The sequence below is a fragment of the Pseudomonas sp. SIMBA_041 genome (assembly GCF_046535095.1).
Taxonomy (GTDB): Bacteria; Pseudomonadota; Gammaproteobacteria; order Pseudomonadales; family Pseudomonadaceae; genus Aquipseudomonas; species Aquipseudomonas mucoides.
In genome coordinates, this window is sequence record NZ_JAWRXJ010000584.1 from 1 (window position 1) to 256 (window position 256).

Here is a 256-nt window from a genome sequence, read left to right on the forward strand (position 1 = left end):
CTGGCGGTCGGTGGCCGGCGTATAGGGCTGCGGGTCGCGCAGCCACACCCGCAACTGCAGCAGCGGTGTGGTGATATGGCGTGCCTGGCGCAGGCTCAGGCTCAGCGCCAGGGCCAGCAGGATGGCGGCGAGGATGCCCATGCTCTGCAGGCTGATCAGCATCGGCTGCTGGAACTGGCTCATGTCCAGGCTGATGCGCAGTTGCCCGGCCGTGACGTCCTGGAAGGTGATCTTGGTCTGGTACAGGCCTTCGGCT

At 66.8% G+C, this 256-nt stretch carries 1 pseudogene; it reads right to left on the minus strand.

The features are described 5' to 3' along the window. Nucleotides 1–256, minus strand: a pseudogene (locus tag SB725_RS32460) (histidine kinase); the annotation flags it as partial.